Raw genomic sequence first — 26,043 nt, 5'->3', positions numbered from 1 at the left:
ACCCGCCCCGCTGATCCGAATCGCAGCTGGTCACTGCTGCTGCGCCACCCTGCGCGAATCAGCACGCTACGTGGTCGGACGGTTCCCCGTCCATGACTTGTACAACCCGCAACTGTTCCCTGACACAGCGCGGTGTGACAGAAAACGCACCGGTGGCGCTGAGATGAGTACGGGGTCGCCCTGCGGCCCTGTGGAAGACGGCCGGGGCCTCTCCTGTGGGGGGTGGCGGCCCCGGCCGTCCTTCCGTCGGCGCCGGCACGACGTCACGCCAGGGACGCCCCGCCGGGCCGGGTCCGGCCGCGAGCGCGGCGGGACATCACCGCACGCAGCACCCGCCGGCCTTCGACCGACACGTCCATGACCCTGCGCAGGCCCGTCGCGCCGCCGGCCGTCTCCGGACCCTCGGAGAGGGTCTCCAGGATCTCGGCCTGGCGGCGGACCTCACCCGCGAGGAGCGGGCCCCCCTCCACCGGCCCGCCCACCCGGCAGCGGTTCAGCGTCTCCGCGTCGGTCGCCGACGGGAAGTCGAACCGCCCGTGCACGTCCAGCGCGAGGAGCGAGCAGGCGTCCGCCCACGCGCGCAGCGGCGCCGCCGCGAAGTCCCGGGGCGCGGCAGCGAGCAGCGTGACCACCCGGGCCGTCGTGGCGGCGTTCCCCGAGTCGCCGTCCGCGCCGGCCAGCCGCGCGAGCACGGCGTCGAGCCTGGTGGCCCACTCCGCGCCCGTCTCGCAGCTCGCCCAGAGCGGGCGCAGCGGCTCCGGATCGCTCCCGTCCTCCTGCGGCGGAAGGCAGCGGTCCAGGCAGGCGACCCCGCTCGCCGCCAGACCTCGCTCGTCGGCGTCCGCGATCAGCTCCAGCAGACTCATCGGCACCTCCCCCATCCGTCCATCGGTTGCACGGGAGCGCGGCGCTTCCCGTTACCGGATACAGCGCCCGATGGCCGAAAAGCGTCACTGTGCCGACACGGAGGATCACCACGAGACTCGGCCGGACCGGCTCTAGACGCCCAGGCGGTCCAGAAATGTAAAGAAAAGTTCCTCCGCGGAACGCTCGGGCCAGTCGACGCGGAGCAGTTCGAGCAGGGGTCCTTCGAGGACGCCATGGCCGGATTCCGCCGCCCACTGCACGGCGCGCTGGGCCGCGTCCTCGGGCGGCAGGAAGAAGTCCTCGATCGTCATGCCGTCCCGGTCCATGTGCGCGGCCATCGGAGCCCGGCCCAGACAGGCGTACCAGGAGCCGCTGTACGGGGCCGCCGCCTCCACCGCCACGCAGACGCCGTCCATGACGAACCCGAGGAGCACCGGCGCACGCGCGGCGTCGGCGAGGGCAGTCATGCTGCCCAGCGAGGGTTCGGTGGGGTGGGCCCAGACCTGCCAGCCGTCCGCGCGGTATTCCCGTAACGTCAGCCGCTCGCGCGCCCCGCGCAGCGCGGGGTGGCCGATGAGCGGCTCACCGCTGCGGCCCACCAGATAGCAGCCCCAGAAACCCACGTCTCACTCCCCCCGCGACCCGGGGGGTCATCCTGCCCACCGGACACCACGGGGAAGCGCGGAATCGGGTCGACTCAATGCCTGGGAGGACCCGCCGGCGACTTCACCGGCCCGAGCGCCACCCGCTCGCGCTGCATGCGGGTCAGCTTGTGCACGACGACGATCGCGAACGCCGCCGCGACGCCGTCGGCCACATCGGCCACCGCGGTGGTGGTGACCGCGTCCGCGACCTCCTCCACCATCAACGCCTGCTCGTACATCCGGCCGGCGTACCGGGCGAGGAGCAGGGAGAAGATCCAGGTCCCCCACCAGAGGTCGAGCGGCGTCCGGGAGACCGTGCGCCGGGCGCCGTCCGGGTCCGTCACGGCGCTCGCGGCCCATATCCCGCCCGCGATCCGGCGCGGCAGCCAGAAGTTCGCCAGCGGCACGAACCAGCCGCCTATCGCCCAGCCGGGCCTCATGGGCTGCTTGCTCGCGTCGAACACCTCGGCGTTGTGCCGGACGCGGTGGAACCAGATGACGAAGAGGACGGCGGTGGCGAGCATCGCGAGCAACTGCAGGCTGCCGGCCCTGGCGTAGAGGGCTTCGGCTCCGCTCGCCCGCGCCCCGTCGAAACCGCTCCCGTCCCCGGCGATCGCGTCGCCGAGCAGCCCGCGGTAGTACAGCCCCACCGCCACGGCCAGGAGGTCCGTCGCGATGACCGCGGACAGGGACACGATCACGGCCTTCGCGAGCCCCTCGGGCGAGCGCAGCCGGTGCCACCCTTCTCCGGGCGGTGTCGCGGCCGCGGGCATCAGCCCTCCGGGGGCGCGCCGGCTGAGCACGGCGCAGCCGCGGCACCGCCCGTCGGCGGTGACGACGGGTCTCGTGCCGCAGGTGAGACAGAGCATGGTGGGGCCCCCAGGGTTCCGGTCCCCCGCGCCACGGGCGCGCGGGGACGACGACGCCGCGCACCCCTCCCGGGGGTGCGCGGCGCTTCGAGCCCGAAGGTTACTCAGACATCGCTCACCGGATGCTGTCGGCGAGTTCCTCGAACTGGGCCCAGGTCAGTTTCGGCTCGCGCGGGTCCCACAGCTTCTGCGAGACGGCGTTGAGCGGCATCCGTATCCCCTCGGCCACCTGCTCCTGGGTCTGCGCGTTCGGCAGGTCGCCCCAGACCGCGAACCGGCCGCCCAGGATCTGCTTCGAGTAGCGCTCGGCCACCGGCTCGGTGCCGCGCAGGACGAACGGGGTCCACTGCTCGTAGATGCGCTTGCCCGTCGGGTAGGTGAAGTCGTTGGGCTCGCCGAGTACGTAGTAGAGGAACTCGTCGTTGAGGTTGATCACGTCGCGCCCCTCCGCGAGGTACTCCTGGGGCGGCCGGGCGCCGATCTCCTTACCCGTCCAGTACTCGACCTCGATGCCCTTGTGGGCGGTGACCGTGCCGCCGCTGAAGAAGCCGTCGTTCCACGCCTTGGGGATCTTCTCCGCCTTCCGGACGACGGCCGCCCGGTCGTTCAGCCAGCCCTCGGTGAGGTCCTGGACCGTGGCGCCCTCGCCGTACTTCTCCCGCGCGGCCGTGGCCAGCTGCGGGTAGGAGGCGGCCGGATCGCTCACGGTGAGGGCCTGGTACTCGTCGGCGCCGACGTGGAACCAGTCGCCGGGGAAGAGCTCGGCGTACTCGGCCAGCAGGTCGTCGACGATCTTGGCGGAGGCGGACTTGGAGATGTCGATGGCGCCCTGCCGCGCGACGCCCTGGGTGTTGCGCAGCTGGAGGTCGGGGTGGGCGCGCAGGACGGCGCCCAGATGTCCCGGGGAGTCGATCTCGCCGACGACCGTGATGTGGAGGCTCTGGGCCAGCTTCACGATCCGGCGTACCTCGTCCTTGCTGAGGTGCTGCTCCGAGACCACCTCGGGGTGGGTGTCGGACTCGATCCGGAAGGCCTGGTCGTCGGAGAAGTGCAGGCCGAGCTGGTTCAGCTTGAGGTCGGCCATCTCGCGCAGCCGGTCCTCGATCCAGTCGACCGAGTAGTACTTGCGTGCGATGTCGAGGTTGAGACCGCGCTGGGGGCGGTCGGGGGTGTCGCGGACGACGCCCTCGGGCACGGAGCCGTCGGCGTCGAGGGACTGCTTGAGCGTGCGGGTCCCGTAGAAGACCCCGGCCTGGCCGGTACCGCTGATGGTGACCCGGTCCCCGGCGGTCCTGAGCGTGTAGGACTCCGGGCCCCCCTTGCCGGAGGAGGCGAGCGTGAGCTGGACGTCGCCGGCGCCGGGGTCCTTCTCACCCCCGTAGCGGATCTTCAGCTCCCGCGCGAGCAGCTTCGCCTCGTCGGTGAGCCCGGGGTCGGCCGCCACGACCGTGCTGTCCTTGGCCGGTTTCCAGCCGGGCCCGCGTGCGGGGGTGTGCTCGCGCACCGCGGGTATCGTCCGCGGCGTCGTGGAGAGCGGATAGCTCCGGCTGGGCGACGGCGAGGCGGAGGTGCGGGCAGCGGACGCCGGCCCGTTCTGCGTCCCGGAGCCCGAGCCCTCGGGCCAGACGACGACGGTGAGGGTGACGGCGGCGGCCGCCGCGACGGCCGCGCCGGCCACCAGGGGTCCACGTGAAGGCGACATCGGTCAGAAACCTCCGGATCGGGAGAAAAACAGTCCAAAGAAGATGAGAAAGTCAGGCATTTCCCCCACTGGAGCGTCCATCAGGCGTTCCGAAACTCTCCCGTGCGGGTGAATTTCGCGCTTCCTTCAGTCACGCGTCACGCGGCCTCGCTAGCGTTGACGGCACACAAGGCACAGTCCTCACTTCCACCCCCCACGCAACCTCGACGCTCTCCGACCCCTCTCCAGGGTCACAGATGTCACTCATTCGAGGAGTCCCGCTGTCCAGGTCCAGCGAGTCCCACGCAGGCCTGCCGGAGCCACAGCGGCAGGCCGGGCGGACGGCCGTACCCGTGCAGAGCCGGGGCACCGCCCCGGCCGTCGGGGAGACCCCGGCGGAGGCCTCTATTCCGGAACCAGTGTCCGTGAGTACGCGCGGGAGTGCCCACTCGAGCGGTCTCGCCCGCTTCAACGCCTGGCCCCGGGACCTGGCCGAAGCCGCCCTGCTGGAGTGCTGCGGCAGCCACCGCTGGGCCCTGAGACTGGCCGCGCACCGGCCCTATCCGGACCTGGACACCCTGCTCGCCGCCTCCGACGAGGCGGGGTACGACCTCGCGCACGCCGACATCTCCGAGGCGCTCGCGGCGGAGAGCGCCCCCTGCCTGCACCACGACGCGCCCCGCGCAGCCCACCTGGCGCTGCGCGCCGCGCACGCCGCGTACGAGAGCCGCTTCGGCCACGTCTTCGTGATCTGCCTCGACGGCCTGCGGCCCTCCCTCCACGTCGACCAGGTGCTGGCCGCCATCCGGACCCGGCTGGCGCACGACCCGGACGAGGAGCGCTCGCTGACCGCGGAGGAGATGCGGCGACTCGCCCGGGGCCGCATCATCGAGCTGGTGACGGAGGCGGGCCGGGTGCCCGACCCGTTCCCCCCGGTGGCATATGACCCCCAGTAGCCCGTCCGTGCCTGTTTGATTGCCACTTTGATCACACCGCCAGGCCCCGCCGCCATGGAACCGACAATGCGTCGCTACGATGGCCAGGGCCGGTGGACCGTACCCGGCCGGGTCAGACCGACAGTCAAGCCGGCCGACCCCAATCCCCGCTCCCGGAGGGTTCTTCCGTGCCGGCTGGAACGCTGTACCGCGGCCGGGAAGGCATGTGGTCCTGGGTGGCTCATCGAGTCACCGGTGTCCTCATTTTCTTCTTCCTGTTCGTACACGTCCTGGACACCGCTCTCGTGCGTGTCTCCCCCGAGGCGTACGACGAGGTCGTGGCCACCTACAAGACCCCGCTCGTAGCCCTGCTCGAGTACGGCCTGGTGGCCGCGATCCTCTTCCACGCGCTGAACGGTCTCCGCATCGTCGCCGTGGACTTCTGGGCCAAGGGCCCGCGCTACCAGAAGCAGATGCTCTGGACCGTCCTCGGTATCTGGATCGTGCTGATGGTCGGGGCCCTGTACCCCGTGCTCGGTCACGCCGTACGCGAAGTCTTCGGGAGCTGAAGCCAATGTCCACCGAGACTTCTTCCTCGTCGGCGATCGGTGACGTCGAGGGCGTGAGCCTGTACGACGTCGACAATCCGGCCCCTGTGATCGAGCCCCCGCGCAAGCGCACGGGCAAGACCCCCAAGGGCTCGCGCACCAACTTCGAAATGTACGCCTGGCTCTTCATGCGCCTGTCGGGCATCGTGCTGGTCGTCCTGGTCCTGGGCCACCTGCTGATCCAGCTGGTGCTGGACGGCGGCGTCTCCAAGATCGGCTTCGCCTTCGTCGCGGGCCGCTGGGCCTCGCCGTTCTGGCAGGTCTGGGACCTTGCGATGCTGTGGCTCGCCATGCTCCACGGCGCCAACGGCCTCCGTACGGTCATCAACGACTACGCCGAGCGGGACAACACCCGGTTCTGGCTGAAGATGCTCCTGTACACCGCCACGGTGTTCACCGTCCTGCTGGGCACGCTGGTGATCTTCACCTTCGACCCGAACATCCGCTAGGCGCCGGGACAGAGGGACCAGAGGAAAACCATGCAGATCCACAAGTACGACACCGTCATCGTCGGCGCCGGCGGCGCCGGCATGCGCGCGGCCATCGAGTCGACCAAGCGCAGCCGCACCGCCGTGCTGACGAAGCTCTACCCCACCCGCTCCCACACGGGCGCGGCGCAGGGCGGCATGGCCGCAGCGCTCGCCAACGTGGAGGAGGACAACTGGGAGTGGCACACCTTCGACACGATCAAGGGCGGCGACTACCTGGTCGACCAGGACGCCGCCGAGATCCTCGCGAAGGAGGCCATCGACGCCGTTCTCGACCTCGAGAAGATGGGCCTGCCGTTCGGCCGTACGCCCGAGGGCAAGATCGACCAGCGCCGGTTCGGCGGTCACTCCCGCAACCACGGTGAGGCCCCGGTCCGCCGCGCCTGCTACTCGGGCGACCGCACCGGCCACATGATCCTCCAGACGCTGTACCAGAACTGCGTCAAGGAGGGCGTGGAGTTCTTCAACGAGTTCTACGTCCTGGACCAGCTGGTCGTCGAGGAGGACGGCGTCAAGAAGTCCGCCGGCGTCGTCGCCTACGAGCTGGCCACCGGCGAGATCCACGTCTTCCAGGCGAAGTCGGTCATCTACGCCTCGGGCGGCACCGGCAAGTTCTTCAAGGTGACGTCGAACGCGCACACCCTGACCGGTGACGGCCAGGCCGCCTGCTACCGCCGTGGCCTGCCGCTGGAGGACATGGAGTTCTTCCAGTTCCACCCGACGGGCATCTGGCGCATGGGCATCCTGCTGACGGAGGGCGCCCGCGGTGAGGGCGGCATCCTCCGCAACAAGGACGGCGAGCGCTTCATGGAGAAGTACGCGCCGGTCATGAAGGACCTCGCGTCCCGTGACGTCGTGTCCCGCTCCATCTACACGGAGATCCGTGAGGGCCGCGGCTGCGGTCCCGAGGGCGACCACGTCTACCTCGACCTCACCCACCTCCCCCCGGAGCAGCTGGACGCCAAGCTCCCGGACATCACCGAGTTCGCGCGTACGTACCTCGGCATCGAGCCCTACACGGACCCGATCCCGATCCAGCCGACCGCGCACTACGCCATGGGCGGCATCCCGACCAACGTCGAGGGCGAGGTGCTGGCCGACAACACCACCGTCGTCCCGGGCCTGTACGCCGCCGGCGAGGTCGCCTGTGTCTCCGTGCACGGCGCCAACCGCCTCGGCACCAACTCGCTGCTCGACATCAACGTCTTCGGGCGCCGGTCGGGTATCGCCGCCGCCGAGTACGCCGCGAAGAACGACTTCGTCGAGCTTCCCGAGAACCCGGCCCAGCTGGTCCAGGACCAGGTCGAGCGGCTGCGGAACTCCACGGGCACCGAGCGCGTCTCGGCGCTGCGCCTGGAGCTCCAGGAGTGCATGGACGCCAACGTGATGGTGTTCCGCACCGAGCAGACGATCAAGACCGCGGTGGACAAGATCGCCGAGCTGCGCAGGCGCTACCTCGACGTGTCCATCCAGGACAAGGGCAAGCGGTTCAACACCGACCTGCTGGAGGCCATCGAGCTGGGCAACCTGCTCGACCTGGCCGAGGTCATGGCGACCTCCGCGCTGGCCCGCAAGGAGTCCCGCGGCGGCCACTACCGCGAGGACTACCCGAACCGCGACGACGTCAACTTCATGCGCCACACCATGGCGTACCGCGAGGTCGCGGACGACGGCACCGAGTCGATCCGGCTCGACTACAAGCCGGTCGTCACGACCCGCTACCAGCCGATGGAGCGTAAGTACTGATGGCAACCCCCACCCTGGAGAAGTCGGACAAGGCCCCCGAGCCCGAGGCCGGCTTCGCCGACTCCCCGTACATCACGGCCACGTTCCGGATCCGCCGGTTCAACCCCGAGGTCTCCGACGAGGCCCAGTGGCAGGACTTCCAGATCTCGATCGACCCGAAGGAGCGTGTGCTCGACGCCCTTCACAAGATCAAGTGGGAGATGGACGGAACCCTGACGTTCCGCCGCTCCTGCGCGCACGGCATCTGCGGCTCCGACGCGATGCGGATCAACGGCAAGAACAGGCTCGCCTGCAAGACGCTGATCAAGGACATCAACCCGGAGAAGCCGATCACGGTCGAGGCCATCAAGGGCCTCACGGTCCTCAAGGACCTCGTGGTCGACATGGACCCGTTCTTCCAGGCCTACCGCGATGTCATGCCCTTCCTCATCACCAAGGGCAACGAGCCGACGCGTGAGCGTCTGCAGTCCCCCGAGGACCGCGAGCGCTTCGACGACACCACCAAGTGCATCCTGTGCGCCGCGTGCACGTCCTCGTGCCCGGTGTTCTGGAACGACGGCCAGTACTTCGGCCCGGCGGCCATCGTCAACGCGCACCGGTTCATCTTCGACTCGCGTGACGAGGGCGGCGAGCAGCGCCTGGAGATCCTCAACGACCGTGACGGTGTGTGGCGTTGCCGCACGACGTTCAACTGCACGGACGCCTGCCCGCGTGGCATCGAGGTCACCAAGGCGATCCAGGAAGTGAAGCGCGCGCTGATCACGCGTCGCTTCTGACCTCCGCGTCACCTCGAAGAGGCCCCGTCCCGCGCACGGCTGTGCGCGGGACGGGGCCTCTTCCGTGTCCGGCCGGGCGTGGTCCGGCGGCTTGCCGGTTCCTGATGACGGCCCCCGCGGCGGCGGGCACCACCGGGACTCCCCGATAGCCTTGGGGCGTGGTGATGGAAGAGAAGAACGTGGCGGACCGGCCGGCCCGGAAGTCCAAGGCGCCGAAGAGCGAGCAGACCCGCACCCTGATCCTGGAGACCGCGCTCCGGCTCTTCGAGGAGCGCGGCTACGACCGCACCACGATGCGGGCCATCGCCCAGGAGGCGGGCGTCTCCGTGGGCAACGCCTATTACTACTTCTCCTCGAAGGAGCACCTGGTCCAGGGCTTCTACGACCGGCTCGCCGCCGAGCACGCGGCCGCCGTCCAGCCGGTACTGGCCGGGGACACCGATCTCACCGTACGCATCAGGGGCCTGCTGCTGTGCTGGCTGGACGTGGCCGGGCCCTACCACCGCTTCGCGGCCCAGTTCTTCAAGAACGCCGCCGACCCGGACAGCCCGCTCTCCCCCTTCTCGCGGGAGTCGGCCGATGCCCGTGAGGCGGTCATCGCCCTGCACGAGCGGTGCCTGTCGGGCTCCGACGCCAAGGCCGACGCGGAACTGGCCGTGCTGCTGCCGCAGCTGATGTGGCTGATGCAGATGGGGCTGGTGCTGTTCTGGGTCTACGACCGCTCCGAGGGCACCGAACGCAGCCGCAGGCTCGTCGAGCGCACCGCGCCGCTGGCCGCACGGGCGATCGCGCTGTCCCGCTTCCGGGTGCTGCGTCCGCTCGTGCGGCAGATCCACGACGTCCTGGTGGAGTTCCTGCCGGGCGCCGGCTCGCGCGGCGCCCGGGACGTCAGATCCAGCTGAGTTCCCACAGCCGCCAGATCCCGGTGCCGTCGGAGAGGTACTGGGATCCGGACACGCTCTGCTTGCTGACGACGTAGTCCTTCTTCTGCCACAGCGGGACCAGCGGAACGTCCTCGCCGACCAGCTGCTGCAGCTCCTTGAAGTCGGCCGAGGTCCGGCCGCGGTCGCTGTACTGCTGGGTGGCCGAGATCAGGGCGTCCATCCTGGCGCTCTGGTAGCCGGTGTGCAGGGAGCTGTCGCGGCCGACCAGCGGCTGGCTGAAGGTGTCGGGGTCCGGGAAGTCGGGGAGCCAGCCCACGGTGTACGCGTCGTACTCGCCGGCCGCGTAGCCCTTCTGGAAGGCCTGCCACTCGACGGCCTTCTCCGTGACCTCGAACAGGCCGTCCTTCTCCAGCTGGCGGACCAGCTCGGCCGACTCCTCCTTGTTCGCGTCGTCGTCGCGGTGGGCGAAGGTGATGTGCAGCGGGAGCTCCGCACCGGCCTCCTCCATGAGGGCCCTGGCGCGCTTCGCGTCCGGCTCGGGATACGCGTCGAAGAAGGGGGTGCTGTGACCGATGTAGCCCTGGGGGATCAGCGAGTAGAGAGGGTCGACGGTGCTCCGGTACACATCGGCGACCAGCGGCCCGCGGTCGATGATCCAGGCGACGGCCTGGCGGACACGCTTGTCCGCGAACGGTGAGTCCTTGCGGACGTCGAAGACCAGGTTGCGGATCTCGGCGCTGTCGGCCTCGGTGACGCGCATGTCGGTGGCGCCCGGGTCGAGCCCGGCCAGCTGCTCGGACGGCAGCTGACGGTGCGTGACGTCGACGTCGCCGGCCACCCAGGCCGTCCGGAGCGCCTCGGAGCCGTCGAAGTAACGGATGTCGACCGCGCCCCCGGTGGTCTTCAGGGCGCCCTTGTAGGCCGGGTTGGGCACCAGTTCGGCCGAGGAGCCGGGCGTGTAGGACGTGAGGAGGTACGGGCCCGAGCCGTCGACCTGGCCGCCCGTGCGGAGCTTGTCCGCGGGGTAGTGCGTGGGGTCGACGATCGACCCCGCACCCGTGGCCAGCTTCTGCGGGAACGTCGCGTCACGGGCCGAGAGGTTGAAGGTGATCGTGCGGCCCTCGGCCACGACGGTGTCGAGGCTGGGGAACAGCACCGAAGGGCCCGCGTCCGCCTTGATCCTGAGCATCCGCTCGAAGGAGTACTTGACGTCCGACGCCGTGATCTTGCGCCCGTTGGAGAAGCTCAGGTCGTTCCGCAGCGTGCACCGGTAGGTCTGGAGCTTCTGCCCGACGAACCCGCAGCTCTCCGCCGCGTCCGGTTCCGGGACGACCGCCCCGGACTTGAACGTCATCAGGGACTGGTAGAGGTTGCTGTAGATCGCCCAGGATCCGGCGTCGTAGGCACCGGCCGGGTCCAGCGAGGTGACTTCGTCCGATGTGCCCACGACGATCGGGGAATCGTCCGCCTCGTCCGAGGGGAGAAGTTGCCAGGCCCCTGCGCCCGCGATGATCAGTACCACCAGAATCGCGAGAATCCGTATCCGGATCGACCGCATGTGCCGTGCTCCCTTACCAACCCACCCCGGCTCATGTGCACAGAAAGGCACATCGCCGCATGTTCTCCCTCACCCAACCACACGACCTTCACATCTGAAAGTCCGGAAAGAGAGCTCACAGGTTCACGTCATGCCTGGTGGGAGGCGAGTTCCACCACGGTGATGTCGGAGGGAGCGCCCACCCGCACGGGCGGGCCCCAGGCGCCCGCACCACGCGAGACGTACAACTGGGTGTCTCCGTAACGCTCGTAGCCCGCGACGGTGGGGTTGGCCAGCTCGGCCAGCAGGTTGCCCGGCCAGAGCTGGCCTCCGTGGGTGTGGCCCGAGAGCTGGAGGCCGACCCCGTACTTCACGGCCTCGTCGATGACGACGGGCTGGTGTGCGAGGAGGACGGAGGCACGGCTGCGGTCGCGGTCGCCGAGCGCGCGGGCGAAGTCGGGGCCCTGACCCTCGCTTTCGCCCGCCACGTCGTTGACACCGGCGAGGTCGAAGCCGCCGATCTCGACGCGTGCGTTCTCCAGCGGGTGCATCCCCAGCTCGCGTACGTGGTCGACCCACTCGGCCGCGCCGGAGAAGTACTCGTGATTGCCGGTGACGAAGTAGCTGCCGTGGCGTGATTCGAGCCGGGCGAGCGGTTCGGCGGCGGGCCCGAGATCGGCGACGGTCCCGTCGACGAGGTCTCCGACGACGGCGACGAGATCCGGGCTCGTGGCGTTGATCGCGTCGACGATGCGCTGGGTGTGGGCGCGGCCCAGGACGGGCCCGAGGTGGATGTCGCTCACCACGGCGATCCTGAAGCCGTGGGCCGAGCGCGGGAGTCCGGCGAGCGGGACGGTGAGCCGCTTGGTGCGCGGGCCGCGCAGCACTCCGTACGTGCCGTGGCCGACGGTGCCGAGCCCCGCCAGGGCCGCGGCTCCGCCGACGGCACGGGCGACGAACAGGCGGCGCGAGGGGTCGGCGACGGGCGGGGAGGCGGGCGCCTCGGCGGGGGGAGCGACATCCGTCCGGGTGCCGCCCGAGCCCGCCTCCGCGCCGGCGGGGGCGCCCGGGCCCGCGTCCGCTTCGGCGGTGGCGGCCGCGACCGCGTCCGCTTCGGCGGTGGCGGCCGCGACCGTGGCCGGGACCTGCTCCCTCGGCTCCGCACCGGCCGCCGTGTCACGGCGGGCGAGGAAGCGGCGCAGCAGGGGGCGTACGGCCTCGCCGGCCAGCAGAGCCAGCGTCAGGTACAGCAGCGCGGCCAGCCACAGATAGCCGGGCCATGCCAGTACCTGTTGCAGCCAGAACGGGAAGCCAGCGCGGCCGGCGGTGAGGGCGCCGACGGAGAGCAGCGGCAGCACGAACGCGGCGACGGTACCGGCGCGGCGCGCGGCGCTGCCGGGCCGTGTGGTGTCACCGATCAGCCGGCGCCACACATAGCGGTGCACCCCGGCGAGCAGCGCGAGAACCGCGACCGCCATGAGCACGAAGACCACGATCACGTACGCTCCCCCGCTGAAACGATCCTGTCCGGACGCCCACCCGCGTCCGGTCCCTCATCCGCCTGCGCGGACACCTTCGCCGTGGCTTTCGCTCAGCTCTTCACGATCCCGCGCGTCCCGTCTCGCCGCCGGTCTCGCGGCGCAGGGCCCTGAGACCACGGAACCCGATGACCCCGACAGCCGTCCCCAGAAGAAACGAGGTGACGGCAAGCAGGAGATGGACCCAGAAGTAGGCGGTCGGGTCGCCCGCGTCGTCGAACGCGAGTCCGCTGCCGTCCTTCCACAGGTTCTTGACGAAGGTGACCCAGATGACCCAGCTCCACGCTCCGAAGACGAGCAGGAACCAGGAAACGGGGCGGCTGAGCTTCATGCCACCAGTATCGCCGCCGGGCTCCCGCCCGCTCGCACGGGGTGGGCTGTCCCGGCGGTATGCACGGCGGGTCCGGCCATCCGGGTCCCGATACCCAGCAACGCCCTGTACGTTTCCGACCGTGCCTGCTCTGAAAAAGACCGTATTGACGGTCCTCTCTGCTGCGTTGCTGTCCGTATGTGTCATCAGTCCCGCAGGGGCGGCGGACAAGGACAAGACCGACGACAAACAGCCGAAGCCGACCGGTCCGATGTCGACCGTGGGCGGCAAGCGGCTGGGCGAGGAGGGCACCCAGGTCGAGCTGGGACCCGGCGCCCCGGTCCTGCCGAAGGACCTCAGCGCGCGCTCCTGGATCGTCGCCGACGCGGAGAACGGTCAGGTCCTCGCGGCGCACAACGCGCACTGGCGGCTGCCGCCCGCCTCCACCCTGAAGATGCTCTTCGCCGACACCGTGCTGCCCGCCCTGCAGCCGAAGACCCTGACGCACATGGTGACCGAGGACGAACTCGCCGGGATCGGCGAGGGGAGCAGCCTGGTCGGCGTCAAGGAGGACCACACCTACACGGTCCACGACCTGTGGCTGGGCGTCTTCCTGCGCTCCGGCAACGACGCGGTCCATGTGCTGAGTGAGATGTACGGCGGTGTGCCCGCGACGGTGGCCGCGATGCAGCGGCACGCGGAGGAGCTCCAGGCCCTCGACACCCGGGTGGTCTCGCCCGACGGCTACGACGCCCCGAACCAGGTGTCCAGCGCGTACGACCTGACGCTGTTCGCCCGGAGCGGCATGCAGAAGGCCGACTTCCGCGAGTACGCCGCCACGGCGACGGCGGAGTTCCCCGGCGCGCAGAAGAAGGGCAAGAAGCGCGAGAGCTTCGAGATCCAGAACACCAACCGGCTGATCACCGGGGACATCGGGGTCGATCCGTACAAGGGCATCGCCGGGGTCAAGAACGGCTACACCACCCACGCGGGCAACACCTTCACGGGCATCGCCGAACGCGACGGCAAGGTCCTCCTGGTGACCGTCATGAACCCCTCCTCGGAGGAGAGCCACGCCGTCTACAAGGAGGCCGCAAGCCTCCTGGACTGGGGCTTCGCGGCCGGCGGCAAGGTCACCCCGGTCGGCGAACTGGTGCCGCCGAAATCCGCCGTGACCGGCACCGCGAAGGGGTCGGAACCCGCTTCCGGCGCGGACAAGGCCGGCAAGAAGGAGCAGGCCGCGAAGACCACACACGCGGCGGCGGCTTCCGGCGGGGTCTGGACCGCGCTGTCGGTCGTCGGCGGGGTGCTGCTGCTCCTGGCGGCAGGGGCGTTCCTGGTCAACCGGCGCTGGCCGCTGCCGGACCTGGTGCGCCGCCTCCCGCGCCGCTGACGTCCCGCCCGGCGCCGTCGCCGTCGCCCTCGCCGTCGCCGTCCTCCGCGCTCCTGCGCCCGTCCTTGCTCGGCGTCGCCGTCCAGGCGGCGCAGACCAGCAGCAGCTTCGCACTGAGGTTGATCCACAGGAGGAGCGCGATCGGCACCCCGAAGGCGCCGTACATGCTCTTGGACGCGACGTCCCGCATGTAGCTGCCGAGCAGCAGCTTGAGCAGCTCGAAGCCGACCGCGCCGACCAGCCCGGCCACGATCAGGCGGCGGCGCGGCGGCTCCACTCCGGGCAGCAGGGTCAGCAGGTAGAGCAGGATCAGGAAGTCGGCGAGGACCGCCACGAGCACGGCGGCGATCTGGAGCAGCACCCCGCCCGCCCCGTGCCCGGGGATGCCCAGCTTGTCGGCCGTCCAGCCGATGGCCGTCGAAGCGCCGGTGGAGACGGCGAGGGTCACCAGCGCGGCGCCGCCGAGGCCGAAGAGCAGACCGGCGTCCTTGAGCTTGCGGACGACGGGGTTGCCCTCGTCCACGTCGTCCTTCTCCCACACGGCGCGCAGGCAGTCCCGCATGGAGCCGACCCAGCCGATGCCGGTGAAGAGCAGCAGCGCGCCGGCGACCACCCCCACCGTGCCGGCGTGGGCCACGAGGCTGTCGATGCCGAGCTGGTCCGAGATCCCGGGAACCTGCTCGGCGAGCTTGTCCTCGATCTTGGCGAGCTGGCTCTCGGAGAGCAGCGCGGCGCCGATCGCGGCGCCGACCGCGATCAGCGGGAAGAGGGCGAGGAAGCTGAGGAAGGTGATCGCCGCGGCGAGCCTGCTCCAGTGGACGCGTTCCAGCGTCTCGTACGAGCGCCAGGCGTGCGTCTCCATCAGCCGGGCGACGAGCGGCCCGACGACGGGAAGGTTCTTCAGCCAGTCCATGACCTACGCGTACCCGTCCGGGCACGGAAAACCGGCGTCCCGGACCTCCCGGATCAGCAATCACCCATTTCGGTGAGTGCTGTAACAAATCCCTCAAATGGGTTTTCGCGGGCGATACGGTCACGACCATGTCCGCCGACACGGTGTCCTCGACCGGCTGGGGCCGCGCCTCCCCGGCGCTCTCCCTGCGGCTCCGCCCTCGTACGCACGCGTACGCCGCTGCGGCCCGGTCCGGCCTTCTGACGCCTGGGACGGCCCCCGGGGACACCGCCCGTGGGGCGTACGTACCCCCGAACGCGCCGGGCGTACGCCCAGCGCACAGCGCTCAGGCGCGGCCCGGTCCGGCCGATCCACCGGGGGACCTTCCGGTCGAACCGCCGGGCGCGTTCGGGTCGAACCGGCGGGCGCGTTCGGGTCGGACGCGTCGCGCCGTCCCGGGCTCCGGCCCCGTTCCGGGCCTCTCAGCTCCGCAACCGCACCGCCACCCCCAAGGAGTCACCCGTGAAGGACGCCTTCGGCGCCCCGCAGTCCCTGCTCGTCCTCGGCGGTACCTCGGAGATCGGCCTGGCCACCGCGCGGAGGCTGATCGCCCGCCGTACCCGGTCCGTCCTGCTGGCCGGCCGCCCCTCCCCCGCCCTGGAGCGGGCGGCGGCCGAGCTGCGTGAGCTGGGTGCCGGCGTCCGCACCGTCGCCTTCGACGCGCTCGATCCCGCCTCGCACGAGGAGGTGCTCGGGAAGCTCTTCACGGAGGGCGACATCGACATGGTGCTGCTGGCCTTCGGCGTCCTGGGCGACCAGGCGCGCGACGAGGAGGAGCCGCTCTCCGCGGTCCAGGTGGCGCAGACCAACTACACGGGGGCGGTCTCCGCCGGGCTCGTGTGCGCCGGCGCACTCCAGGCGCAGGGCCATGGCTCGCTGGTGGTGCTCTCCTCGGTGGCCGCGGAACGCGCCCGGCGCGTGGACTTCATCTACGGCTCCAGCAAGGCGGGGCTGGACGTCTTCGCGCAGGGGCTCGGCGACGCGCTGTACGGGACCGGGGTGCACGTGATGGTCGTACGCCCCGGCTTCGTGCGCTCGCGCATGACGGCGGGGCGTGAGGAGTCCCCGCTCGCCACCACCCCGGGGGCGGTCGCGGACGCGATCGTGACGGGGCTGCGGCGGCGTTCGGAGACCGTGTGGGTGCCCGGCGCGCTGCGCGTGGTGATGGCCGCCCTGAGGCACGTCCCCAGGCCGCTCTTCAGGCGGCTTCCGGTGCGGTAAGGGCGCGTATCCGGATGGGGCTGGATCAGGCCGGTGCGGTAAGCCGCGTATCCGGATCAGGCCGTGCGGTTGGCCGCGTGTCCGGATCAGGCCGGTGCGTGCGGTAGGCCGCGTACCCGGATGAGGCCGGTACGGGGCCCCGAGTCCGGATCAGGCCCGTGCGGGGCGAGGACGCGTCCAGGCCGTCCGGGCGCGGCCGGTCCGCTTCCCGCTCAGGGATGCAGGGAGGGCTGGTCCACCGAGCTGCCGCCCTGGGCCGGTACGGCGGGCGTGCCGCCGCCCGCCCCGAACGGGAACTCGTCGATCTTGCGCCAGACACTGTCCGCGCCCTGCTCGTACAGCGCGAAGGAACCACAGGTCCAGGCCGCCTCGTACGTGGAGAGCTCCTCGTACGCGCGGTCCATCGCCTCCTCAGCGATGCCGTGCGCCACCGTCACGTGCGGGTGGTACGGAAACTGCAGCTCACGCACCAGCGGCCCGGAGGCGTCCCGGACCCGCTTCTGGAGCCAGGAGCAGGCCGAGGCGCCCTCCACCACCTGGACGTAGACGACCGGCGAGAGCGGGCGGAAGGTGCCCGTGCCGGACAGCCGCATCGGGAAGGGGCGGCCGGCCGTGGCGATCTGGGAGAGGTGCGCCTCGATCGCGGGCAGGTCGGCCGCCTGTGCCTCGGTCGGCGGGAGAAGGGTGACGTGGGTGGGGATGCCGTGCGCGGCAGGGTCCCCGAAGCTCGCGCGCCGCTCCTGGAGCAGGCTGCCGTACGGCTCCGGGACCGCGATCGAAACGCCAAGCGTTACGGTCCCCACAGCGTTCTCCTCAATCGTCGATGGTCTGTTTTCGGTCGTGCCGACGCCAGTGTGGCCCCTTCGGCCGTGATCTCGCCAGGGTCCTTGGACTCAGTGCTTCGCGGGCAGAAGGCCCATCCGGTCGTAGGTCAGGGCGAGCGTCTCGGCCGCGACGGTCCTGGCCTTCTCGGCGCCCTTGGCCAGCAGGGAGTCCAGGGTCTCCGGGTCGTCCAGATATTCCTGGGTCCGGGTGCGGAACGGGGTGACGAACTCCACCATGACCTCGGCGAGGTCGGTCTTCAGCGCGCCGTACCCCTTGCCCTCGTACTTCTGTTCCAGATCCGCGACCGTGGTGCCGGTGAGGGTGGAGTAGATGCCCAGGAGGTTGCTGACGCCGGGCTTCTTCTCCGTGTCGAAACGGATCACGGTGTCCGTGTCCGTCACGGCGCTCTTCACCTTCTTGGCGGTGACCTTCGGGTCGTCCAGGAGGTTGATCAGGCCCTTCGGCGTGGACGCCGACTTGCTCATCTTGACCGCCGGGTCCTGGAGGTCGAAGATCTTCGCCGTCTCCTTGAGGATGTACGGCGCCGGGATGGTGAACGTCTCGCCGAAGCGGCCGTTGAAACGCTCGGCGAGATCGCGCGTGAGCTCGATGTGCTGGCGCTGGTCCTCACCGACGGGGACCTGGTCGGCCTGGTACAGCAGGATGTCGGCGACCTGGAGGACCGGGTAGGTGAAGAGGCCCACCGTCGCCCGGTCGGCACCCTGCTTGGCGGACTTGTCCTTGAACTGCGTCATGCGCGACGCCTCGCCGAAACCGGTGAGGCAGTTCATGATCCAGCCGAGCTGGGCGTGTTCGGGGACGTGGCTCTGGACGAAGAGCGTGCAGCGCTCCGGGTCGAGGCCGGCCGCCAGCAACTGGGCCGCGGCGAGCCGGGTGTTGGCGCGGAGTTCCTTGGGGTCCTGCGGGACGGTGATCGCGTGCAGGTCCACCACCATGTAGAAGGCGTCGTAGGACTCCTGCAGCGCCACCCACTGGCGGACCGCACCGAGGTAGTTGCCGAGGTGGAACGAGCCTGCGGTGGGCTGGATTCCGGAGAGCACGCGGGGACGATCAGAGGCCATGGACCCATTGTCTCAGGTGTGGAACCGATCTCCGGCAGCCGGTGGGGGAAAGATCCGGCCACGGCGCGGGGCGCTGTGCGGCCGGCCGCGGACCGGCCGGTGAGAGCCCGGCCGCGCTCCTTCCCGGCGGGCCGGGGGGGAGCGGGCGCGCCGCTCGTGAGGTCCCCGGCAGGGGGGCGGCACGAGGCGCGCCGCACGGCGCAGGTTTCCCCGGCCTGGATCCGACCGACGATACAAAGTGGGCACCACCCCCGCCCCCTGCCGCACGACGAACGGAGATCCCGTGTCGACCACGGAGAACGCCATCGCCTCCGCCGAGGCGCACAGCGCGCACAACTACCACCCGCTGCCGGTCGTCGTCGCCTCGGCGGACGGCGCCTGGATGACCGACGTCGAGGGCCGGCGGTACCTCGACATGCTCGCCGGCTATTCGGCACTGAACTTCGGGCACGGCAACCGGCGCCTGATCGACGCGGCGAAGGCCCAGCTCGACCGCGTCACACTGACCTCGCGGGCCTTCCACCACGACCGGTTCGCCGACTTCTGTACGCAACTCGCCGACCTCTGCGGCATGGAGATGGTCCTGCCCATGAACACCGGGGCGGAGGCCGTGGAGACGGCGGTGAAGACGGCCCGCAAGTGGGGCTACCGCGTCAAGGGCGTTCCGGACGGCATGGCGAAGATCATCGTCGCCGCGGACAACTTCCACGGCAGGACGACGACGGTCATCAGCTTCTCCACGGACCACGAGGCACGGGCGGACTTCGGCCCGTACACCCCGGGGTTCGAGATCGTGCCGTACGGGGACCTCACCGCGCTCGCGGCGGCCATGACCGAGAACACCGTGGCCGTGCTGATGGAGCCGATCCAGGGAGAGGCCGGGGTGCTGGTCCCGCCGCCGGGCTACCTCGCCGGGGTGCGGCAGCTCACCCGGGAGCGGAACGTGCTGTTCATCGCGGACGAGGTCCAGTCGGGCCTGGGCCGCACCGGCAGGACCTTCGCGTGTGAGCACGAGGGGGTCGTGCCCGACATGTACGTGCTGGGCAAGGCGCTGGGCGGAGGTGTGGTGCCCGTGTCGGCCGTCGTGTCCTCGGCCGCCGTCCTCGGTGTCCACCGCCCAGGGGAGCACGGCTCGACGTTCGGCGGGAATCCGCTGGCCTGCGCCGTCGCCCTGGAGGTGATCGCGATGCTGCGCACCGGCGAGTTCCAGCAGCGGGCGGCCGAGCTGGGGGACCTTCTCCACCACGAGCTGGGGCTGCTGGTCGGGGGCGGTGCGGTGGAGGCCGTACGCGGCCGGGGGCTCTGGGCGGGCATCGACATCGTGCCGGCCCTGGGGACGGGCCGGGAGATCTCGGAGAAGCTGATGGACCGCGGGGTGCTGGTCAAGGACACCCACGGCTCCACGATCCGGATCGCCCCGCCGCTGGTGATCAGCAAGGAGGACCTGGAGTGGGGCCTCGACCAGCTCCGCGTCGTCCTGGCGGCCGCCTGAGCCCGGCGGTGGGCCCAGGGCCCGTCGGCCCGGCTCGGGGGCGGTGGGCCCAGGGCCTGGCCTGGGGGCCCGGCTCGGGGGCGGTGGGCCCAGGGCCCGTCGGCCCGCCCGGCTCAGAGAATGACGTGGGGCAGGAAGCGGGCGTACTCGTCCGTGACCAGACCCGAGGACTCCCGGATGCCGAGGCCGGCAGCCTCGTCCCCGACCACCCAGGCGCCGAGCACCACGCGGTTGCCCGCGAAGTCGGGCAGCGGCGCCAGCTCCTGGTAGCAGCAGGGTTCGTCGCGCGTCACCGGCCCGCTACCGGGTTCGTGGACGGTGACGCCGGCGCCCTCGCGGCCGAGCAGGGGCTTGGAGACGTACCCGGCCCCGTGCGCCGAGGCCAGCTCGCGGGGGCCGTCGAGATAGGCGGGCAGGAGGTTGGGGTGGCCGGGGTAGAGCTCCCAGAGGATGGCCAGCAGCGCCTTGTTGGAGAGCAGCATCTTCCACGCCGGCTCGATCCAGCAGGTGGTCCCGGTGCCTCCGCCGTTGTCGAGGGTGCTCAGCACGTGGGGCCCGAAACGGTCCGTGGTCAGCCATTCCCACGGATAGAGCTTGAAGCAGCTGCGGATGAAGCGGAGCCGCTCGTCCACGAAGCGGCCGGACAGCCGGTCCCAGCCGATCCGCTCGACGGAGAGCGCCTCCGTCTCGATCCCGGCCTGCGCGGCGGTCTCCCGAAGATAGGCGACCGTCATGAGGTCCTCGCCCAGCTCGTCGCCGTCGGAGTGGGCGAAGTGCAGGGGGCCGGGCGGCAGCAGCGGGGCCTGCCGCTTCCAGGCGTCGACGAGGCGCTCGTGCAGGGAGTTCCACTGGTCGGCGCCGGGGAAGCGCTCCTCCATCCAGAACCACTGGGGACTCGCGGCCTCCACCAGCGAGGTCGGCGTGTCCGCGTTGTACTCCAGCATCTTCGCCGGGCCGGTCCCGTCGTACCGCAGGTCGAACCGGCCGTACAGGGACGGTAGTTCGGCGCGGCGCCGCCAGGACTCGGCGACCAGGCGCGCCAGCCTGGGGTCGGTGATGCCGAGGTCGGCGAAGCGGTCGTGCTCGACGATGTGCGCGGCGGCGGCGAGGCACATGGCGTGGAGCTCCTCCACGACCTCCTCCAGCGCCTCGACCTCGGGGAGCGAGAAGACGTAGTAGGCGCTCTCGTCCCAGTACGGGCGCAGGGAGCCGTCGGGGTAGCGGGTCAGGGGGTAGATCAGCCCCTGCTCCTCGACGGTCTCCTGCCAGCCGGTGCGCGGTTCGGTGGTACGGCGTTCCATGGGATCTCAGCCGCCGCTGGAGCCGGAGGAGCCGAATCCGTGGCGTTCGACGGCGGACTTGTCGAAACTGCCGCCGGACACGCGGTTGTTGTGGCTGCTGCCGCCGTAGTAGTACGTGCCGTGACCGTCGCTGTCATCGCACTCGTAGTCCGGCAGGATCTCCTGGGTGACCCGGTCGACGCACCGCTCGTCCGGTTCCGATCCGCACGCGGTGAGCGTCGCGGCGAGTACGCCCATGCCACCGAGCACCACGGTGCTCGACCTCAGCTTGCGCCTGTTCATGTCCTGCTCTCCCCCGTCGTTTCCACGAGCCGGTGCCCGTCGAGCCGGTGCCCGTCCGTAGCGAACCGCCAGTCAGATTAGATGCCCGACCCATGGGGCCGAAACCGGGTACCACGAACGTCCTCCGTGGGAGCGTCACAGGGATTGGACTTTCGGCAGTGCCGGACGGGCGCACCGGGTCCGTACCGTCACTGCCGTGGACACCACGAAGAACAAAGACGAGACCGGGACCGCGTCCGGGGCCCGGCCCCGGACGGGGGCGGACGGGTCACGGCGCGCCCCGGACCTCCGGCCCCTTCTCGTCGCCCTGGCCGCCGGTCTGAGCGTGGCGAACCCGTGGTGGGCCGTCCCGACCGCCGTCAGCGCGTTCCTGGCGGGGCGACGGCCGGGCAGGACGGCGCCGACCGCCCTCGCCCTGGTCGCGATCCTCGCGGCCGGTGTGGTGGCCCTGTCCCTCGTGCCCGCCTGGCTGCCCCTGGCAGGCCGGTTGGTGGCCGTGGTGGTCGCCGCCCTGATGCTGCCCTGGTTCGCGGGCCGCTTCTGGCGCCAGTACCAGCAGCTCGTACGGGCGGGATGGGAGCGCGCGGGGCAGCTGCAACGCGAGCAGCGGCTCGTCGCCGAACAGGCCCGGCTGCGTGAACGGGCGCGCATCGCCCAGGACATGCACGACGTGCTCGGCCATGATCTGAGCATGATCGCCCTGTCGGCGGGCGCGCTCAAGCTGGCCCCCGGCCTGGAGGATCACCATCGCAGGGCCGCGGGTGACATCAGGGCCAGAGCCGCGGCCGCGGTGGAGCGTCTGGGCGAGGTGATCGGTGTCCTGCGTGAGGACACCGGCGACACGCCCTGGGACATGGGCAGCGCCGGTCTCACGGAGCTGGCCTCCGAGGCCTCCGCCGCCGGGCTCGCGGTGGAGCTGCGCGTCGAGGGCGAGGCGGACCGCATGCCGCCCGTCGTCGAACGGGCGGCGCACCGGGTCGTGCGGGAGGCGCTGACCAACGTCGCCAAACACGCGCCCGGTGCGTCAGCGACCGTCCACGCCACGCACACGGCGTCGGAGACACGGATCGTGGTGGAGAACGGCCCGCCCCCGCCGCCAGGACCGCGGCCCTCGGCGCGAGGGGCGGGGCTCGGCCTCGTCGGCATGGAGGAACGCGTGCGGCTGACCGGCGGCTCCTTCGAACACGGTCCGCGCGGCGGGGGTTACGCGGTCACCGCGCGCATCCCGCACACCCGCTCCTCCCCGCCAACGCCGCTCGCACCCGTGCCCGCCCGGGAGGGCGGGTTGCCGCAGGAGCACCGTCATGCCCGGCGCCGGGCGGGCCGGGCCATGGTGGCCGTGGTGATGGTTCCGCTGGTGACGGGGGCGCTGCTCAGCGGTGCGCTCGCGGGCTGGGAGATGCACACGGCTTCGCAGTCGGTCCTGGACCCGCGTGACTTCGCCCGCCTCCGCGTGGGGCAGGATCGTGCCGAGGTGGAGGACCTGCTGCCGGACCGGCAGACGGGCCACCGACCGCCCGCTGCCGAGCCGACGGAAGGCGACACGACGTGCGTGTACTACGCGATGACCGCCGACCGGTTCGACGACCGGTCCGGCGACTCCTACCAACTCTGTTTCCGGAAGGACACGTTGGTGTCCCTGGACACGATCACCCCGTGAGCGTCCGGTGATCCGGGTGCTGATCGCCGACGACGAGCCGATGATCCGTGCCGGGGTGCGCGCCGTGCTCGCCACGGCCCCGGACATCGAGGTCGTCGCCGAGGCCGTCGACGGGCACGATGCCGTGGAGCTGGTCCGGCGCCACCGCCCCGCCGTGGCCGTCCTCGACATCCGCATGCCGGGACTCAACGGCATCGACGCGGCGGCGGAGATCCGCGACGTGGCGCCGGCGACAGGCGTCGTCATGCTGACCACCTTCGGCGAGGACGACTACATCCTGCGGGCCCTCGGTGGCGGTGCGGCAGGCTTCCTGATCAAGTCCGGCGACCCGGAGGAACTGATCGCGGGCGTCCGCGCGGTGGCCGAGGGCGCGGCCTACCTGTCACCGAAGGTCGCGGCCCGGGTCGTCGCCCACCTCACCGCGACGGGTGCCGGCACCCTGGCCGGCCGGCGCTCCGCCGCCCGCGAACGGGTCGCCGCCCTCACCGCCCGCGAACGGGAGGTGCTGGCCTTTCTCGGCGGCGGCCTGTCCAACGGGCAGATCGCCCGGCGCCTGCACGTGGTGGAAGGCACGGTCAAGGCCCACGTGAGTTCCATCCTGGCGCGGCTGGCCGTCGACAACCGGGCCGCCGCGGCGGTCGTGGCCCATGAGGCCGGGGTCGTTCCTCCTCAGCCGTCCCAGCCGTGATGCCGCCCTCCGGGCGAGGGGCAGGAACGCGAGCAGCGAGGCCGCCGCCACGGCGCCGCCGAGCACCGCGCCGGCGAGCACGTCGTGCGGGTAGTGGACCCCCACCAGCACGCGCAGCAGCGCGGCAGCCCCGGCGAGCGGCAGCGTGACCGCCGCGAGGCGGGGCCGCAGCAGGGCCAGCCCGACCGCCAGAGCGGCGGCGAGGGTGGCGTGGTTGCTCGGGAACGACCAGTCCCCCGGTGCGGGACACTCCGCGACGGGTTCGAACAGCGTCCGCACGGCGCGGCACGGCCGCTCCTCGTCCACCACCAGCTTCAGGGCCTCGCTCGCCGCGTAGGCCACGACGGTCCCGATCCCGGTCAGCACGGACCCGGCGACCCCGTGCGCGTCGGCGCGCCGCAGTGCCGTCCACGCCGTCCAGGCCAGCAGCATCCCGAGGATCACCAGCGTGGCCTCGCCCGAGACCTCCAGGACGGGGCCCAGCCATGACGGCGCGTCCGCCACCGCACCGGTCAGCGACTGCCGCAGGGACGCCGAGGCCCCGTCGGTCACCTCGATCGCGCCGGCGTCGCCCAGTCCTCCGGGGGCCAGCCACACGACCGCTCCCGCCCCCGCACCCAGTACGGCCGACGCACCGAGCAGCCGGCCCGCCGGGACTCTCTTCCACGGTTCTCGTCTCATGGGAACCGAAGGTAGGAGTGGGCGCCGTGCAGGACCCGGGCCGAACGGCACCCCCGGACCTGGACGTTCGTCAGGGTTGACAGCCCCGAACTCCGCGACGGCGCCTCCCCCGCACCCTTCCGGCGGCCCCCCGTGGCCCCGGCGGTCTCCCGCCCCTGTCCCCGCCGTCTCCTAGGGCAGCACCCGGCAGAGCGCGTCCAGCGCGCCCGCCCAGCCGCTCTCCGACGGGGTGCCGTAACCGATGACCAGGCCGTCGCGGCCGGCCGGCGCGTCCTGGTGCCGGAAGCGGGAGAGCCGCTCCAGCGCGAGCCCCTGCCAGGTGGCCGCCTGCACCACCGGCCGCTCGGTGCCCTCGGGGAGTTCGAGCACGGCGTGCAGTCCTGCCGCGATCCCGCTGACCCGGACGTCCGGGGCCCGTTCCGCGAGCGCCTCGACGAGCTGGTCGCGGCGGCGGCGGTAGCGCAGGCGCATGGCCCGCACATGCCGGTCGTACGCCCCCGAGCCCATGAACTCCGCGAGGGTCAACTGGTCCGGCGTGGAGGACATCCACTCGGGACCGCCCCGCACGTCGCACACCTCCTCGACCAGCGCTTCCGGCAGCACCATCCAGCCCAGCCGCAACCCCGGCGCCAGCGACTTGCTGGCCGTTCCCATGTAGACGACGCTCTCCGGATCGAGCCCCTGGAGCGCGCCCACCGGCTGCCGGTCGTAGCGGAACTCGCCGTCGTAGTCGTCCTCCAGGATCAGACCGCCCGAGGACCGCGCCCAGTCGACGGCCGCGGCCCGCCGGTCGGGGTGGAGCGGGACCCCCGTGGGGAACTGGTGCGCGGGGGTCAGCAGCACGGCGCCCACGCCCTGCGCCCGGGCCAGCTCGCCGGTCCTGGCGCCCAGCGCGTCCACCGGCAGGCACGGGGTGCGCAGACCCGCCTCCGCCAGGAGGTTCCAGTGGATGTCGAGTCCGCACGACTCGACGGCCGTCGCGCGTACCTTGCGGCGCCGCAGCACCTTCCCCATCAGCGAGAGCCCGTGGACGAATCCCGAGCAGATCACGATGCGTTCGGGATCGGCGTACACCCCGCGCGCCCGCGCGAGGTAGTCCGCCAGCGCGGTCCGCAGCTCGGCGCGGCCTCGTGGGTCGTCGTAGCCGAACGCCGCGTCGGGCGCGGAGGCGAGAGCGCGCCGCGCCGCCTTCAGCCACTCGGCGCGCGGGAAGGAGGAGACGTCCGGCGACCCCGGCATCAGATTGTGGGTGGGCCGCCGCCGCACCGGCCGGGACCGGGCCCCCCGGGTGGCACCGGCCGCGGTCGCCCGCTGGGCGACCCTGGTCCCCGAGCCCTGCCGGGCGGTGAGCCAGCCCTCCGCCACCAGTTCCGCGTAGGCGTCGGCCACGGTGTTGCGCGCGATCCCGAGGTCGGCGGCGAGCGTACGGGAGGAGGGCAGCCGGGTCCCCGGGGTCAGCCGCCCGGTGCGCACCGCGTCCCGCAGGGCGTTCATCAGTCCGCTGCGCAGTCCCGCCCCGACCGGTTCGATGTGCAGGTCGGCGCCGAAAGCGGCCCAGGAATCCGTCATGGAAATGGACCATA

At 71.4% G+C, this 26,043-nt stretch carries 24 protein-coding genes and 1 pseudogene; 11 read left to right on the top strand and 14 right to left on the bottom strand.

Annotated features, from left to right (window positions below; translation table 11 throughout):
- Window positions 1–263 precede the first annotated feature (263 nt).
- From ACFYQ6_RS10600 to ACFYQ6_RS10585, 4 genes are all read right to left on the bottom strand, one after another.
- Window positions 264–866 (bottom strand): hypothetical protein, encoded by a 603-nt coding sequence (locus tag ACFYQ6_RS10600; protein ID WP_361582287.1) that lies wholly within the window; start codon window positions 864–866, stop codon window positions 264–266.
- Window positions 867–998: 132 nt separating this feature from the next.
- Window positions 999–1,490, bottom strand: a complete 492-nt coding sequence (locus tag ACFYQ6_RS10595) for a hypothetical protein (protein ID WP_361582284.1) — start codon at window positions 1,488–1,490, stop codon at window positions 999–1,001.
- 74 nt (window positions 1,491–1,564) lie between these two features.
- Window positions 1,565–2,380, bottom strand: a complete 816-nt coding sequence (locus ACFYQ6_RS10590; RefSeq protein WP_361582282.1) for a DUF4328 domain-containing protein — start codon at window positions 2,378–2,380, stop codon at window positions 1,565–1,567.
- 115 nt (window positions 2,381–2,495) lie between these two features.
- Window positions 2,496–4,082, bottom strand: coding sequence for a family 20 glycosylhydrolase (locus ACFYQ6_RS10585; protein ID WP_361582279.1), 1,587 nt, complete (start codon window positions 4,080–4,082; stop codon window positions 2,496–2,498).
- A 404-nt stretch (window positions 4,083–4,486) separates the two neighbouring features.
- On the opposite strand from ACFYQ6_RS10585, the gene ACFYQ6_RS10580 reads away from it, so the two are divergent.
- The 6 genes from ACFYQ6_RS10580 (at window position 4,487) to ACFYQ6_RS10555 (ending at window position 9,516) form a co-directional block, all read left to right on the top strand.
- A complete protein-coding gene (locus ACFYQ6_RS10580; RefSeq protein WP_361582276.1) occupies window positions 4,487–5,017 on the top strand; it encodes a 2-oxo-4-hydroxy-4-carboxy-5-ureidoimidazoline decarboxylase in 531 nt (176 codons plus the stop codon).
- A 167-nt stretch (window positions 5,018–5,184) separates the two neighbouring features.
- Complete coding sequence (gene sdhC, locus ACFYQ6_RS10575; protein WP_073744455.1) at window positions 5,185–5,565, top strand: succinate dehydrogenase, cytochrome b556 subunit; 381 nt, start codon at window positions 5,185–5,187, stop codon at window positions 5,563–5,565.
- Between the two features lie 5 nt (window positions 5,566–5,570).
- Window positions 5,571–6,053 (top strand): succinate dehydrogenase hydrophobic membrane anchor subunit, encoded by a 483-nt coding sequence (locus tag ACFYQ6_RS10570; RefSeq protein ID WP_361582273.1) that lies wholly within the window; start codon window positions 5,571–5,573, stop codon window positions 6,051–6,053.
- Window positions 6,054–6,083: 30 nt separating this feature from the next.
- On the top strand, window positions 6,084–7,838 hold the full coding sequence (gene sdhA, locus ACFYQ6_RS10565) for a succinate dehydrogenase flavoprotein subunit (protein WP_361582270.1): 1,755 nt from the start codon (window positions 6,084–6,086) through the stop codon (window positions 7,836–7,838).
- Window positions 7,838–8,614: a succinate dehydrogenase iron-sulfur subunit gene (locus ACFYQ6_RS10560; protein ID WP_361582268.1), complete on the top strand. Its 777-nt coding sequence runs from the start codon at window positions 7,838–7,840 to the stop codon at window positions 8,612–8,614. The genes sdhA and ACFYQ6_RS10560 overlap by 1 nt, the downstream gene beginning before the upstream one ends.
- A gap of 158 nt (window positions 8,615–8,772) precedes the next feature.
- Window positions 8,773–9,516: a TetR family transcriptional regulator gene (locus tag ACFYQ6_RS10555; RefSeq protein ID WP_388762411.1), complete on the top strand. Its 744-nt coding sequence runs from the start codon at window positions 8,773–8,775 to the stop codon at window positions 9,514–9,516.
- Here ACFYQ6_RS10555 and ACFYQ6_RS10550 read toward each other — a convergent pair.
- The 3 genes from ACFYQ6_RS10550 to ACFYQ6_RS10540 form a co-directional block, all read right to left on the bottom strand.
- Window positions 9,503–11,056, bottom strand: a complete 1,554-nt coding sequence (locus ACFYQ6_RS10550) for an ABC transporter substrate-binding protein (protein WP_388762408.1) — start codon at window positions 11,054–11,056, stop codon at window positions 9,503–9,505. The genes ACFYQ6_RS10555 and ACFYQ6_RS10550 overlap by 14 nt on opposite strands.
- A gap of 128 nt (window positions 11,057–11,184) precedes the next feature.
- The gene (locus tag ACFYQ6_RS10545; RefSeq protein ID WP_388763012.1) at window positions 11,185–12,513 is read right to left on the bottom strand and encodes a metallophosphoesterase; all 1,329 of its coding nucleotides are present in this window, start codon (window positions 12,511–12,513) and stop codon (window positions 11,185–11,187) included.
- Window positions 12,514–12,634: 121 nt separating this feature from the next.
- Window positions 12,635–12,904, bottom strand: coding sequence for an SCO4848 family membrane protein (locus tag ACFYQ6_RS10540; RefSeq protein WP_361582262.1), 270 nt, complete (start codon window positions 12,902–12,904; stop codon window positions 12,635–12,637).
- 121 nt (window positions 12,905–13,025) lie between these two features.
- On the opposite strand from ACFYQ6_RS10540, the gene ACFYQ6_RS10535 reads away from it, so the two are divergent.
- Window positions 13,026–14,276: a D-alanyl-D-alanine carboxypeptidase family protein gene (locus tag ACFYQ6_RS10535; RefSeq protein ID WP_388762404.1), complete on the top strand. Its 1,251-nt coding sequence runs from the start codon at window positions 13,026–13,028 to the stop codon at window positions 14,274–14,276.
- Here ACFYQ6_RS10535 and ACFYQ6_RS10530 read toward each other — a convergent pair.
- Entirely contained in the window at window positions 14,224–15,189 is a 966-nt protein-coding gene (locus ACFYQ6_RS10530) for a YihY/virulence factor BrkB family protein (RefSeq protein ID WP_388762401.1), read from the bottom strand. The two genes, ACFYQ6_RS10535 and ACFYQ6_RS10530, sit on opposite strands and share 53 nt — an antisense overlap.
- 501 nt (window positions 15,190–15,690) lie before the next feature.
- Here ACFYQ6_RS10530 and ACFYQ6_RS10525 point away from each other — a divergent pair.
- Window positions 15,691–16,449, top strand: coding sequence for a decaprenylphospho-beta-D-erythro-pentofuranosid-2-ulose 2-reductase (locus ACFYQ6_RS10525; protein ID WP_361582254.1), 759 nt, complete (start codon window positions 15,691–15,693; stop codon window positions 16,447–16,449).
- Between the two features lie 212 nt (window positions 16,450–16,661).
- Here ACFYQ6_RS10525 and ACFYQ6_RS10520 read toward each other — a convergent pair whose 3' ends face one another.
- Entirely contained in the window at window positions 16,662–17,252 is a 591-nt protein-coding gene (locus ACFYQ6_RS10520; RefSeq protein ID WP_361582252.1) for a 2'-5' RNA ligase family protein, read from the bottom strand.
- A 90-nt stretch (window positions 17,253–17,342) separates the two neighbouring features.
- Complete coding sequence (trpS, locus tag ACFYQ6_RS10515) at window positions 17,343–18,356, bottom strand: tryptophan--tRNA ligase (protein WP_361582249.1); 1,014 nt, start codon at window positions 18,354–18,356, stop codon at window positions 17,343–17,345.
- A gap of 283 nt (window positions 18,357–18,639) precedes the next feature.
- On the opposite strand from trpS, the gene rocD reads away from it, so the two are divergent.
- The gene (gene rocD, locus ACFYQ6_RS10510) at window positions 18,640–19,848 is read left to right on the top strand and encodes an ornithine--oxo-acid transaminase (protein WP_361582247.1); all 1,209 of its coding nucleotides are present in this window, start codon (window positions 18,640–18,642) and stop codon (window positions 19,846–19,848) included.
- Between the two features lie 113 nt (window positions 19,849–19,961).
- Here rocD and ACFYQ6_RS10505 read toward each other — a convergent pair whose 3' ends face one another.
- On the bottom strand, window positions 19,962–21,149 hold the full coding sequence (locus ACFYQ6_RS10505) for a glutathionylspermidine synthase family protein (protein ID WP_361582245.1): 1,188 nt from the start codon (window positions 21,147–21,149) through the stop codon (window positions 19,962–19,964).
- A 6-nt stretch (window positions 21,150–21,155) separates the two neighbouring features.
- The gene (locus ACFYQ6_RS10500; RefSeq protein ID WP_361582242.1) at window positions 21,156–21,431 is read right to left on the bottom strand and encodes a hypothetical protein; all 276 of its coding nucleotides are present in this window, start codon (window positions 21,429–21,431) and stop codon (window positions 21,156–21,158) included.
- Window positions 21,432–21,627: 196 nt separating this feature from the next.
- Between ACFYQ6_RS10500 and ACFYQ6_RS10495 the strand changes: the two genes are divergently transcribed.
- Window positions 21,628–23,091, top strand: coding sequence for a sensor histidine kinase (locus ACFYQ6_RS10495; RefSeq protein WP_388762394.1), 1,464 nt, complete (start codon window positions 21,628–21,630; stop codon window positions 23,089–23,091).
- Between the two features lie 7 nt (window positions 23,092–23,098).
- A complete protein-coding gene (locus ACFYQ6_RS10490) occupies window positions 23,099–23,779 on the top strand; it encodes a response regulator (RefSeq protein WP_388762391.1) in 681 nt (226 codons plus the stop codon).
- 42 nt (window positions 23,780–23,821) lie between these two features.
- On the opposite strand, the pseudogene ACFYQ6_RS10485 reads toward ACFYQ6_RS10490, so the two are convergent.
- Both ACFYQ6_RS10485 and ACFYQ6_RS10480 read right to left on the bottom strand, forming a co-directional pair.
- A pseudogene (locus ACFYQ6_RS10485) lies at window positions 23,822–24,211 on the bottom strand (phosphatase PAP2 family protein); the annotation flags it as partial.
- 420 nt (window positions 24,212–24,631) lie between these two features.
- Window positions 24,632–26,029, bottom strand: coding sequence for a PLP-dependent aminotransferase family protein (locus ACFYQ6_RS10480; protein WP_361582239.1), 1,398 nt, complete (start codon window positions 26,027–26,029; stop codon window positions 24,632–24,634).
- Window positions 26,030–26,043 lie beyond the last annotated feature (14 nt).

It is taken from the genome of Streptomyces sp. NPDC005494 (genome assembly GCF_042872025.1).
Classification (GTDB): Bacteria; Actinomycetota; Actinomycetes; order Streptomycetales; family Streptomycetaceae; genus Streptomyces.
Note: the sequence above shows the minus strand (reverse complement) of the source record. Positions and strands in the feature narration are given on the sequence as shown.

Coding starts and splice junctions, on each gene's coding strand:
- ACFYQ6_RS10600 (WP_361582287.1), bottom strand. CDS start 866: ATGAGTCTGCTGGAGCTGATCGCGGACGCCGACGAGCGAGGTCTGGCG.
- ACFYQ6_RS10590 (WP_361582282.1), bottom strand. CDS start 2,380: ATGCTCTGTCTCACCTGCGGCACGAGACCCGTCGTCACCGCCGACGGG.
- ACFYQ6_RS10585 (WP_361582279.1), bottom strand. CDS start 4,082: ATGTCGCCTTCACGTGGACCCCTGGTGGCCGGCGCGGCCGTCGCGGCG.
- ACFYQ6_RS10570 (WP_361582273.1), top strand. CDS start 5,571: ATGTCCACCGAGACTTCTTCCTCGTCGGCGATCGGTGACGTCGAGGGC.
- sdhA (WP_361582270.1), top strand. CDS start 6,084: ATGCAGATCCACAAGTACGACACCGTCATCGTCGGCGCCGGCGGCGCC.
- ACFYQ6_RS10560 (WP_361582268.1), top strand. CDS start 7,838: ATGGCAACCCCCACCCTGGAGAAGTCGGACAAGGCCCCCGAGCCCGAG.
- ACFYQ6_RS10550 (WP_388762408.1), bottom strand. CDS start 11,056: ATGCGGTCGATCCGGATACGGATTCTCGCGATTCTGGTGGTACTGATC.
- ACFYQ6_RS10545 (WP_388763012.1), bottom strand. CDS start 12,513: ATGGCGGTCGCGGTTCTCGCGCTGCTCGCCGGGGTGCACCGCTATGTG.
- ACFYQ6_RS10540 (WP_361582262.1), bottom strand. CDS start 12,904: ATGAAGCTCAGCCGCCCCGTTTCCTGGTTCCTGCTCGTCTTCGGAGCG.
- ACFYQ6_RS10530 (WP_388762401.1), bottom strand. CDS start 15,189: ATGGACTGGCTGAAGAACCTTCCCGTCGTCGGGCCGCTCGTCGCCCGG.
- trpS (WP_361582249.1), bottom strand. CDS start 18,356: ATGGCCTCTGATCGTCCCCGCGTGCTCTCCGGAATCCAGCCCACCGCA.
- ACFYQ6_RS10505 (WP_361582245.1), bottom strand. CDS start 21,149: ATGGAACGCCGTACCACCGAACCGCGCACCGGCTGGCAGGAGACCGTC.
- ACFYQ6_RS10500 (WP_361582242.1), bottom strand. CDS start 21,431: ATGAACAGGCGCAAGCTGAGGTCGAGCACCGTGGTGCTCGGTGGCATG.
- ACFYQ6_RS10480 (WP_361582239.1), bottom strand. CDS start 26,029: ATGACGGATTCCTGGGCCGCTTTCGGCGCCGACCTGCACATCGAACCG.